This window comes from Chryseobacterium sp. GW823-FHT05E08, assembly GCF_058795655.1.
In genome coordinates this window covers 505,092-516,477 of sequence record NZ_JBXAHY010000003.1, presented here as the reverse complement: position 1 = coordinate 516,477, position 11,386 = coordinate 505,092, and the positions used below count along the sequence as shown (strand labels likewise).

Annotated in this window: 10 protein-coding genes; 6 read left to right on the top strand and 4 right to left on the bottom strand. The window is 33.1% G+C overall.

Features of this window, described 5'->3' with window-relative positions; all coding sequences use genetic code 11:
* Nucleotides 1-37 precede the first annotated feature (37 nt).
* Both AC1Q7L_RS12770 and AC1Q7L_RS12765 read left to right on the top strand, forming a co-directional pair.
* Complete coding sequence (locus AC1Q7L_RS12770) at nt 38-283, top strand: DUF2281 domain-containing protein (protein WP_492306263.1); 246 nt, start codon at nt 38-40, stop codon at nt 281-283.
* Nucleotides 273-575: a type II toxin-antitoxin system RelE/ParE family toxin gene (locus AC1Q7L_RS12765; protein ID WP_492306262.1), complete on the top strand. Its 303-nt coding sequence runs from the start codon at nt 273-275 to the stop codon at nt 573-575. The genes AC1Q7L_RS12770 and AC1Q7L_RS12765 overlap by 11 nt, the downstream gene beginning before the upstream one ends.
* A 58-nt stretch (nt 576-633) precedes the next feature.
* On the opposite strand, the gene AC1Q7L_RS12760 is transcribed toward AC1Q7L_RS12765, so the two are convergent.
* From AC1Q7L_RS12760 to AC1Q7L_RS12750, 3 genes are all read right to left on the bottom strand, one after another.
* Nucleotides 634-2,763, bottom strand: coding sequence for a S9 family peptidase (locus AC1Q7L_RS12760; RefSeq protein ID WP_492306261.1), 2,130 nt, complete (start codon nt 2,761-2,763; stop codon nt 634-636).
* Nucleotides 2,764-2,896: 133 nt separating this feature from the next.
* On the bottom strand, nt 2,897-4,276 hold the full coding sequence (locus AC1Q7L_RS12755) for a hypothetical protein (protein ID WP_492306260.1): 1,380 nt from the start codon (nt 4,274-4,276) through the stop codon (nt 2,897-2,899).
* A gap of 4 nt (nt 4,277-4,280) precedes the next feature.
* Complete coding sequence (locus tag AC1Q7L_RS12750; protein ID WP_492306259.1) at nt 4,281-5,462, bottom strand: hypothetical protein; 1,182 nt, start codon at nt 5,460-5,462, stop codon at nt 4,281-4,283.
* Between the two features lie 215 nt (nt 5,463-5,677).
* On the opposite strand from AC1Q7L_RS12750, the gene AC1Q7L_RS12745 reads away from it, so the two are divergent.
* Together AC1Q7L_RS12745 and AC1Q7L_RS12740 are read left to right on the top strand one after the other, a co-directional pair.
* Nucleotides 5,678-6,151, top strand: a complete 474-nt coding sequence (locus tag AC1Q7L_RS12745; protein WP_410692891.1) for a hypothetical protein — start codon at nt 5,678-5,680, stop codon at nt 6,149-6,151.
* A 10-nt stretch (nt 6,152-6,161) separates the two neighbouring features.
* Nucleotides 6,162-6,347 (top strand): DUF6496 domain-containing protein, encoded by a 186-nt coding sequence (locus tag AC1Q7L_RS12740; RefSeq protein ID WP_492306258.1) that lies wholly within the window; start codon nt 6,162-6,164, stop codon nt 6,345-6,347.
* Nucleotides 6,348-6,407: 60 nt separating this feature from the next.
* Here the strand turns inward: AC1Q7L_RS12740 and glgP are convergent, their stop codons facing one another.
* Entirely contained in the window at nt 6,408-8,072 is a 1,665-nt protein-coding gene (gene glgP, locus AC1Q7L_RS12735) for an alpha-glucan family phosphorylase (protein ID WP_492306257.1), read from the bottom strand.
* Between the two features lie 204 nt (nt 8,073-8,276).
* Here glgP and AC1Q7L_RS12730 point away from each other — a divergent pair, with 204 nt between their 5' ends.
* On the top strand, nt 8,277-9,074 hold the full coding sequence (locus AC1Q7L_RS12730) for a hypothetical protein (RefSeq protein WP_492306256.1): 798 nt from the start codon (nt 8,277-8,279) through the stop codon (nt 9,072-9,074).
* Between the two features lie 159 nt (nt 9,075-9,233).
* On the top strand, nt 9,234-11,339 hold the full coding sequence (locus AC1Q7L_RS12725; protein WP_492306255.1) for an FIDD domain-containing protein: 2,106 nt from the start codon (nt 9,234-9,236) through the stop codon (nt 11,337-11,339).
* The last annotated feature ends 47 nt before the right edge of the window (nt 11,340-11,386 follow it).

The window sequence follows — 11,386 nt, the reverse complement described above, 5'->3', positions numbered from 1 at the left end:
AATTTTCTTAACTTTGACTCATATAAAGATGAAGAAAATGGAAATTACATTAAAAGATTTAGAAAACAATATCAAAACACTTCCTGAAAATTTTTACGAGGAAGTGAATGATTTTATTGATTTTTTGAAGCATAAGAATATTAAAAGAAAGGAAAATGATATTCCCGAATGGCAGAAAGAAGAAGTAAGAAGAAGGGTAAAATATTCTCAGGATAATCCTCAAAGTTTTGTTTCTGAATCTGAGATGGATGAATATTTAAATGATTTGGAAAGTGGCGACTAAATTAATTTATAACCATTTTGTTAAAGATGATTTGAAAGAAATCAATGAGTGGTACAAGAAAATTAATAAAAAACTATGGAATAATTTTATTAAAGAATTTCGTTTGAAAGTTAATTTTATTAAAGAAAATCCGTTGTCTTTTGAGATCAAATATGACTATACCAGAATTATTTTTCTCAAGAGATTTCCTTATGGAATTCATTATTCATACAATGAAGAAGAAAATATAATTGAAATATATTCCGTTTTCCATACCTCTAGAAGTCCTGAACATTGGAAAGATAGAAAGTGAAAAATCCGAATCTAAAAAAAAGAGATTCGGATTTTTTATGTTTAAATTTTATTTGAGATTATAAATTCTCCAAGATAAAATCAGTCATTTTCTGATACAATTGCGGTCTTGTCTGCCCACCAAAAATTCCGTGGTTTTTGTCTGGATAAGCCATGAAATCAAACTGTTTTTTGTTTTGAATTAAAGCTTCCGAGAATTCCATAGAATTTTGGAAATGTACATTATCATCGGCTGTTCCGTGAATTAACAAGAACTTTCCTTTTAATAAATTAGCGTATTCAGTAGGAGAGTTTTTATCATAACCATCGGCGTTTTCCTGAGGTGTTCTCATGAATCTTTCCGTGTAAACTGAATCGTAATATCTCCAGTTCGTAACCGGTGCAACAGCGATTCCTGCTTTGAAAACATCGGCGCCTTTCGTCATTGCCAAGCTCGTCATATAACCTCCGAAACTCCATCCGAACATTCCGATTCTTGATTTATCAATGTAAGATTGATTACCGAACCATTTTGCAGCGGTAATTTGATCTTCAATTTCGTATTTACCCAAATTCATGTAAGTTACCTTCTTGAATTTAGCACCTTTGAAACCTGTTCCACGTCCGTCAACACAAGCTATAACGTAACCTTTTTGTGCCAACATTTCAAACCACATTGCATTTCCATTGTCCCAAGAATTGGCAACCTGCTGTGAACCTGGACCTGAATATTGGAACATGAATAATGGATATTTTTTATTCTTATCAAAGTTTTTAGGCTTAATAATCCATGCATTCATCTGATCTCCGGCTTCATTTGGAATGGTGATAAATTCTTTTTCAACAAAATTATCAGACTTTAATTTTTGAAGCTGATCGTTATTGTTTTGAAGTTCTTTTATCGTTTTACCGTTTCCATCTTTTAAAACAAAAGTGTTAGGTTTTGCGGCTGTAGAAGATGTTTCGATGAAATAATTATAGTTTTTACTAAAGTTTGCAGAATTATTTCCATCCCCGTTTGAGATCAATTGAGATTTTCCGTTTTCAATATTTACTTTAGAAACAACTTTATTAATGCTTCCTTTTTCTGTGGTCTGAACGTAGATTTCTTTTGATTTTGGATTAAATCCATAATAATCAGTTACCTCCCAATTTCCTTTTGTGATTTGTTTTTTCAGTTTTCCATCTTTATCATACCAATATAAATGACGGTTTCCGTCTCTCTCAGAACCCCAAAGGAAAGAATTATCCTCTAAAAATTCTAATGTCGGACTGTCTGTATCGATCCATTTTTCGTCAGTTTCTGTGAATAATTTTTGAACTGCTCCTGTTTTTGTATTCACTTTTAAAACATCAGAAGCATTTTGAACTCTCTCAGAAGTAATTAAAACAATTTCGTCAGGTTTTGCCGTCTGAATAACGTTTGGAATATAATAATGCTTATAATTATCTAAATTAACTCTCGTTTTTTTACCATCACTCAACTGATAAATGTGAGCCGAAACAACCGAATTCTTTTCTCCCGCTTTTGGATATTTGTAACGCATTTCCTGCGGATACAAAGATTTCCCATAGATTGGAATATAGATTTCCGGAACTTCCGTTTCATCTAATTTAACGAAAAGAATGGCGTCCGAATTTTTTGTCCATTCATACAATCTTGCGTGCCCGAATTCTTCTTCATACACCCAGTCTGCAAGACCGTTTAATATTTTATTTTTAACGCCGTGTTCAGTTATCTGTGTGATTTTACCTGAACTTAAATCCTGATAAAATAAATTGTTATCAACGATAAAAGCTACTTTCGTCGCATCAGGAGAAAATCTTGGTTCCTGAATAGGTTTTCCGTTATTTAAGCTAATAACTTTCTCTGATTTTAAATCTTTTACATCAAAAATTCCCAAGAAAGAGTGTCTGTAAATCGGCTGACTTTGCTTTAATAAAAGGATTTTAGACTCATCATCAGAAAATTCATAGCTTTCAAATTGTCCGTCAACGATATTGCCTTCTTTTTGAGAAGTTTTGTAAGAATATTTTGCAATTCCACCTTGTTCGATAACTAAATAATTTTCACCGTTTTTCATGGAAGTGATTCCGGCAATGCCTTTTCCACGGTAATAACCTGAATATATTTTATCTAAAGTGATTTCCTGAGCGGATAAACTTTGAAATACAGCAGCAACTGTAAGCGTTAGTAAGAATTTTTTCATTTCTAATTTTAAAAGAATTCAAATATATAAAATATTTAAATCTTACAGATGAAGTTTAGGATTTGGTGAATTATTTAAAACAAAAAAGTTGACATTTCTGCCAACTTTTCGTTTATTTATCAATAAAAAATTATTATTTATTCCAATTATAAATACTTTCTGTATACATTTCTTTATCTCCCAATTTTCTTAGGAAAATAACTCGATCAGATTCCGGAATATATTTAATAGAAGTCAGAATTGCTGAACCATTTTTATCACCCTTACGACCGTAAAAAAGATCAACTTCCGGTTTAGATTCTGTGGCAGAACCTACTTTAAAAGAGGTAAGAGCGTTTACACTGGTAAACATATAATTGGTATTATCTTTGGTGAAAAAACCAATATTTCCTGTCTTCATCGTAGAAGTAGCTGTTGCAGTTCCATCAGATTTTATCGTAAACCATTTACCTGAACCGTAAGAATAGATCGGATCCGGGAAACGGTTAGACGGAGTTGATGGAGGTAAAGTTTTATCCACGTTGAATCCGTATAAAAGTGCTTTTCCGTCTACAACCTGAACCAAAGGAACATCTACTCCAGACATATTGGTATTTGATCTAAAATCAGAAACCTCACTCATCGTAATATTTCCGTTCTGAAGATTGATGAACGCCATATCTCCAAAATTACTTTGGTTGATTCTCACTCCCGTAAAATATCCGAAAGAAACCAAATAATCCTGATCATTAATAGAAACCGGAGTCAATGTTTTTAGAATTAATTTCTCTTTTAAAGCAATATCCTGCTCACCTTGAGCCGAAACATAAACCAATTTAGAAGATTCTTTCCAACCTGTTGATTTTCTTAGAATTAAAATTCTTCCTGAATTGGTGACGGCCGCATCAGATTCAAAATATTCAGTGTCTAAAGTGATTTCTTTATCCCATTTTTTCGAAAGAGTAGAAAGATCGATCACAATATTGTCGATGGTGTTTGCTGTTTTTTTAGATACAGATCTGTCGTTTACAATAGCAACATATTTTCCGTTTTCTGAGAATCTAAGAAAAGTTGTTCCCTGTTTCATTCCGCCTTCTGTGAAAAGTTTTCCAACGCTTGTTGTAGTGAAATTTCCGTCTTTTCTATTGAAAACATGTTGGAAAATCTCTTTTCTGTTGATTTTTGTTTCAATTTCTTCTGTGTAAATCACAAACTGATCTTTGCTGGTCTGAATAGAACCTAAATAATTATGCAAAACACCATTGGTTTTATTTGCATAATCTTTAGTATAAGTATCGATTAAGTTTCCGTTTTGATCCAGTTTTCTCATTAGGATCTTTTTGTGAGGATATGAGCTGTAACCGTCTTCGTTAATATCGCTGAAAACGTATTGATTATAGTCGTCACAAAGAACCAATTTAATGTCTTTTTCGTATTTTGAATTGAATTCAAAAGCGTCACCGTAGACAAATTTCTTTTGCCCGAAAGCCAGAGAACTGATTACGGCTAGAGAAAGGATTAAGTTTTTTTTCATGGAATTAGTTATAGATTTTTAGTTCAAGAGCTTTTAGTTCGTTATTTTGATCCCAAGATAATTTTAGGTCAACAAGATGTTCCTGCATTTCATTTAAATATTTTTCAGCTTCAGCTTTGTTTCCTAATGCAATATTCAAACGAATTAAATTCATATAAATATAAGTTGCAATTTTACCGTTGAATATTGCTTTTTTATCGTTGTAATCAATTTTTAATAAAGTACTTTTCCAGATCTCAACACCTTTGTTTAAGTTTTCAAAAGCAGCTTTGTTTGGGGCGTAATCCGGTTTTGCCTGCATTTTTTTAAGATTGGTTGTTACGTAGATGTATGCTTTATCTAAATTGTCATAATCTCCTTTATTTTTTACATTCTCCAGTTTTACCGTTGAAATGATTTTTGAATACGCAAAATTCTCAGCTAAGATGTCATTAATTCTATTGATTACTTTTTGAAGATAATTTTTTTCGTGAACACTTAAATTAATTTCGTTTGTTGGACTTGATGCAATTTCTTCAAAATCAGAGAATAAGGTTTTGTCGATTTTTACAACACCGTTTTGCTTTACAACCAATTTTGTAGGTTGATTTGCAAAAGATTTTCCTGCGTTATCCTGAAAGTTTGTTCTTTCCATGTTTACAGAAATTTCGATGTAATTTCCGCCTCTTGAAAATCCGTCGATGTTGATTTGTGAAGCAAGAACTTTGTTGTCAACAATCAAAGCATTTCTTAAATCAGGTTCAGTGTAAACAGGTTTTTGTGGTACATTCAACTGTGGACGAGATGGAATTCTCAAAACCGGAGGAGTTGCATTCATCGCAATTTTTTCAACGGTTTTCAACTTGTTATATTCCGCAGATTCGATTTTGTATTTTTCCTGAAGTTTTTTTACTTCAAGATCGTACTCTTTTAGCCTTTCTTCGTGCTGAAGTTTTGCATCTGTAACGCTTTGGTCATAATTATCAACACTTTTTTGGAAATTAGCCTTAGCATCTGCCACCACATTTTCTTTTGTGATGTTGTAAGGTGAATTTACGACTACCGAGAAGTTTCTGTTTTGAGCTTCTATGGCATTTGTAGGTTCTTTTAATATTTGAAAAGAAATGTTTTCTGCATCAATTCTTTGAGCCTTACCCAATACGGCTGTTAGTGATAGAAAAATAGAAAAAATAAAATTTAATTTCATATCGTCAAAATTTTAGTCTGCAAATTTAATTGTTTAAATGAATATTTTTAATTTAATTAATTAATTTTTAAAGATATCGAATTAATGGTTGAAAATTCACAGTTTATATTCAGTTCAAGAATCTTCTGAAATATTTACTAAATATTAGCAAAATAGGTTCTGTTTGGCAAAAAAATTGAATGTATCATTATATCAATCAATTTAAAATAATAATTATGGAAACGAATGCATACGATCAGAAACTTAACCGTTATGTTTTGAGTGATCAAATTGTATACACAGGTTTTTCAAGCTTTAAAGATGCTGAAGACTGTGCGCAAAAAAAAGGAGGAACTCTGGTAGAAGTAGCTTTTAAAGACGGAAATGATAATCCTCAAATTACAGATGAAGCCGGACTTATTGAGAAAAAACTTCATTTTTATGTGTATGCTGGTGAAGAATATAAATTTATCCACTCTTCCGATCCCGGATTTAGAAAATATGCCGACGAATTACAAAAAATAAAGGCTAGTAACGATAAAACGAGCCCCGACGAAAGATATTTTGCCAATTTTGAAATTGAAAATACTGAAGACCCGATTATTGTGATTAAAAATGATCATCTAGAATCGGTGACTTCAAGAGAGCGCTCAAAGTATTTGAAGCATGCTGATGTTTATGAATTAGGAGTTACGTTACCAAAATCTTAAAAATAGGATCATGAGCAAAACAAAATATTCAGATAAAGCTCAGGACAAAGTAGGAAAAGTAATGCACGAATTCAAGGAAGGAAAACTGAAATCTTCTTCCGGAGAAAAAGTGACGGACAGAAAACAGGCGATTGCCATCGGTATTTCTGAAGCCAAAGAACAAGGTTTAAAAGTACCTAAAAAGAAAAAAGATTAATACAAATAAAAATTCCGTGAAGATTTTTCACGGAATTTTTTTATGGTTTAAAAATAAATTTTATCCTTTATAATTGTAAAGGTTTTTATAATATTCATCAGCCATTCGATCGCTATTGAACTGATCTTTAACATCATTCATCGAGTTGTGCTGAATTTTTCTCCATTTATTAGGATTGTCGTAATACGTTGGAAGAATCTCATTTTCAAGGATTTCATATAATTTATTCAAATCATAATTATCCTGTTCATAAATACTCATTTTTTCATAATCACATTTTGGAACTACGAACGAGTTTTCTCCGTGTTTCGCGAATTCTGGAATCCAGCCATCGTCTGTTGAAAGGTTTACAGAACCGTTCATTGCTGCCGTCATTCCTGACGTTCCTGATGCTTCTCTAGGAACTCTTGGGTTGTTTAACCAAAGATCAGAACCTTGTTTTAAAGATTTACTCAATGAAAGTTCATAACCTGTAAGAACCGCCATATTTTTATGGTTTTTACTTTCTTCAACCAATGTATTGAAAGTAGAAATTGCAGAGTAATCCATCGGATAAGGCTTTCCGGCCCAGATAATCTGTACAGGATATTTTGGATTATTTAATAATTTATAAAACCTGTCTTTATCGTGTAAAAGTAAGTCAGCACGCTTGTAACCAGCAAATCTTCTAGCCCAAACGATTGTGAAGATATTTGGATTAAATAAATTTCCCGTTTGGTCTGCAACGATTTTGAAAAGCCTCTTTTTTAAATGTTTTTTACGGTAATCAAATACAATTTCGTTGTTTTCATCTTTAGAATTATACAGCGGTTTGTCCGACCAATACTTGAATTCCTGAGCATTGGTGATTGAAGTTATTTCACAAATTCCCGGATATTTGCTCCACATTGCTCTGGAAACGACTCCATGAAGTTGGGAAACTCCGTTGGCAACTTTCGCCATTTTCAAAGCACAAAGCGAATGGTTGAAACGGTCATCATCAAAACCTTCAATACTTTTTACTTCTTCCATGCTGAAACCTGAAAAATAGGACATATCGTAACATAATTTCATATTATGTTTCTCATTTCCAGCTTCTTCAGGCGTGTGAGTCGTGAAAACTAATTTCTCTTTCACTTTATTAAGATCTCCTTTATATTTTTTCAATAAATGGAAAGCCGCAGGAAGTCCGTGTGCCTCGTTAAGATGATAAGTATCTCTTTCAAGATTCATTTCATCTATTAATTTTGCGCCGCCTTTTCCTAATAAAATGTATTGTGCAAGCTTTGTAGACTCATTGGCGTCATATAATCTATGAGAAATTGTTTTAGAAATGTGGTCATTTTCAGGGACATCCGTTGAAAGGAAAAACATAGGTGCGGTGTTGAAAGTTTCAGGATCTAAATACCAAACCTTCACCCAAACAGGCGCGCTGTGAATTTCAATTTGAAATTTTATTCCCGTATCTTCAAGGAAACTGTACATTTTTTTTGTCCAAGTTGGCTGTAAAGTCTGATCATGATTTCTTGCCTGATCATAATATCCGAATTTCCAGAGAATCCCGATCCCAATAAGGTCTTGCTTTAAATTATAAGCACTTCTCATGTGAGAACCTGCCAAGAAACCCAAACCTCCCGAATATATTTTTAAGACCTGCTCAAGGGCAAATTCCATTGAGAAATAGGCAACTTTTTTAGAATATTGAGGATTAATACCAAACGGCATTTTAAAATTTTTAAAATCCATACATTAATGTTTTTTTTTGTAATCGAAAAACAAATGTATCGATTATGAAAATAAACTCTACATTAATTATATAATAAATTATTTTTAAAAGCATCTTCTGAATAGTTTTTTTGCTTACCTTTAAGTGTAAGAAATTGATAATCAAAAACTTTATTAGTGAAATCGTAGCGGATATTTGTTGTTTAACATAATAAAAAAGAAGTCATGAAAAAGGTATTTTCCGATGAAGATCTGATCAAAAATCTGAGTTTATACTACCTGAATCGACATTTGAAAAAAAAGCCGATGGAGAAGTATCACCGTACGATAGATGAGTCTCCGCTTCATGACCGCGAAAAGTACAAGAAGAAAGCCGAAATCTTGCTTCTTAATTCTTTCATGCACCATTTTCCTGAAGTTAAATTTGAAGATCTTACCTGCGAAAGTCCAGACTTTATCGCAAAATTCAACGACAAAAAAATCGGAATAGAATTAACCGAAGTCATCAACCATTTGGAAATGAAGAAGGTGGAAAGTAATCTTAACAAGATGTTTCGTCAGGCAGAAATATTATTAGAACATGAAGACACTACGAAATATCGTGGTGTTTATTTTTTAGGATTTCACCCTAATATTAAGTTTGAACGTCTGGAAGAACAGGAGGAAAATATTCTGAATATTTATAAAAGTATTAAAAAAGGAAAACCTTTCGGCTGTGTAAAAAGTATCAGAAAATCTTTTCATCGCAGAAATGTTTTCATCACTCATGAGTATAACATGAATTTGTTTGATGAGCTTTGTTCCGAGAAAATTTTAGAATTAATAGAAAAGAAAAACGAAAAATTTCCATATTACGATACTTCTGTGGACGAATGTTGGCTCGTAATTGTTTCTGATATGAATTCCATTGCTTCCCGATATACTTTCATTCAGGATAAAGAACATTTGAATGAAGTAAAAAGTCCTTTCCATAAGATCTTTCATCTTGAAAACCTTTGCGGAAATATTACGAGTATAAAATAATCATTGTTGTTTTCTTTTTAAATCTTGAATAATTTTTAATTTTTCACATTTAAATGTATTATTTTTTTTGAATATTGTTATTATTGATTGAAAAAATGTTTATATTTGATATCCACTGTCTTACAAACATTTAAATTAATAACCATTGAAAAAAAATATATGAAAAAAACTCTACTATTTCTTCTCTTATTTATTTCACAGACCTTTTTTTCACAAGCAGATTGTACATCTGCATTGTCGGTTTGTGGAAACTCGAGTATCACTTATTCTCCTTTGGGAATTGGCGCTGTCAATGAAAGTTTGGGAGGATGTTTAACGACAGGTGAACATAATTCGATTTGGTACAAATTCACGATTGCTACAGGAGGAACGCTTACTTTTGATCTGGTTCCGAATGATCCTGCAGCAGATTACGATTGGGCAGTTTATGGTCCAAACGTTACCTGCGGAAGTTTGGGTTCACCAATTCGTTGTAATGCAGCAACCGTAATCGGAGTCGGCGCATCTACAGGATTGAATATGACAAGCACGCTTACAAATGCTGCAGGAGGTTCATTAACACCTTATTGCAAATATTTGGATGTTCTGCCGGGACAGACTTATTATTTATATATAGATAACTGGGTTGATGGGATTAATCCTACAATGGCTCCATTTTCTTTAACTTGGGGAGGAACGGCTACTTTAGCTTCACCATTTACAGATCCTACGATACAGCCTCATCCGTTTGTAGCTCCGGGACTGCCTGCCGCAAACCCAGCAGATCCGAGAGAGGTTGTTGTATGTAATAATCCTGCGATTTTTGATTTCACGACTTTATCAGCGGGAATTCTTAATAATAATCCGAATTTCCTGATCAGTTATCATACTACACAAAATAATGCACTTTCGGGGACAAATCCTATTTTAACGCCAATTACGGTTAATACAACGACTACTTATTATTACAGTATTCATTATCTGGATCCTACTAATCCTACAAACCCTATCAATTCCTGTCGACAGGTTGGTGCATTCAAATTTAAGATGGGAAATATTACGGGAACGAATGTTAATTTATTTGCCTGTAATAATAACAATGAGGGGTTAGGAACATTTAATCTTACAACAGCGGCCGTTTTTGGAGATCCGACTGCAACTAAGAAATATTATCCTACACTCACTGACCTTAATGCAGGAACTAATGAAATCATGAATTTTACAGCTTATGTTGCAGCAGAAGGTACAGTGTATGTGAAAATAACGTCTCAATTTGGATGTATCGCAACTGCGGTCATCACATTGAAGTTTTTCCCAGTTGTTGTCGTAAATGATGCAACGCTGAGATCTTGTTTTATCGAAACCAATCCTTCAACAGCATTATTTAACCTTACCAATGCTTCGGTTACAACACAGGGAGGAATTACCAAAAAATATTATCCATCATTAACTGACGCATTGAACGGTACAAATGAAATTCCTGCGACACTAGCAGCTGCATATATCGCTCCAAGTGGCGTTGTTTACATAAAAGTAACGAACGGAAACAGCTGTTTTGCCATTGCTAAAGTTACTTTAATCGTAATAGCTCCAGTCTATTCTACAGTTTTAAAAGATAAAATAATCTGTATGGAAGATAAAACAACATTGGATGCCGGATCTGGATTCAGTTCTTATCAATGGAGTACGGGCGCTACGACTCAATCTATTACTAATGTTGGCGTTGGAACCTATTGGGTTAAGCTAAAAACAGGTGACTGTATCACAACTCAAACGGTAAAAGTGTATGCTTCCGAGCAGCCTGTAATTTCCAGTGTTGACATTTCAACAAATACGGTTACGATTGCCGTGATGGGCGGAACTGCTCCATACAAATATTCAATAGACAATATCACTTGGCAGGATTCTAATATTTTTACGAATGTTCCAAGAGGTGATAATATGATTTATGTAAAAGATGCTTATGATTGCGAACCGATTACTATTACGATTGTTGTTCCGAATCTTATTAACGTCATCACACCAAACGGCGACGGAATAAATGATGTGATTGATTATTCCGCATTGGCAGCAAAACAAAATCTGGTCTTCAATATTTTCGACAGATATGGATCTAAAATTTTCCAGGCGGATAAATTTAACGGTTATAAATGGAATGGAACTACAAATGGAGGAATGAAAGTTCCTACAGGAAATTATTGGTATTCCGTATCATGGAATGAAAAAGATAAAAAGAATACCCTATTCAAATATACAGGATGGGTAATGGTTAAAAACCGAGAATAATTAAATCATCAATATAAAAATAAAACCATCTTTAACGAGATGGTTTT